This is a genomic window from Halorubrum sp. SP3 (assembly GCF_005435195.1).
In the GTDB taxonomy this organism is placed as follows: Archaea; Halobacteriota; Halobacteria; order Halobacteriales; family Haloferacaceae; genus Halorubrum; species Halorubrum sodomense.
In genome coordinates, this window is the sequence record NZ_SGTU01000775.1 from 1 (window position 1) to 219 (window position 219).

General features: G+C 69.9%; 1 pseudogene. It reads left to right on the forward strand.

Features of this window, described 5'->3' with window-relative positions:
• Positions 1–53: 53 nt before the first annotated feature.
• A pseudogene (locus EXE42_RS20565) lies at positions 54–219 on the forward strand (mechanosensitive ion channel protein MscS); the annotation flags it as partial.

The window sequence follows — 219 nt, forward strand, 5'->3', positions numbered from 1 at the left end:
GGTCGGCCGCTTCGTCCCCCACCTTTTCGGACCGACGCTCCGTCCGGTCGGTAATGACACGGATCTCGTCGCTCGCCGCCCGCTCGCTCGCGAACTTCGTCGAGGGGCTGGTCGTCGCGGTCCCCCGACTGCTCTCGGGACTGATCTTCCTCGCGCTGGCGTACGCCACGGTCAGGGTCGTCCTCGCGCTCGTCCGGCGGTCGATCGGACGGCTGTACG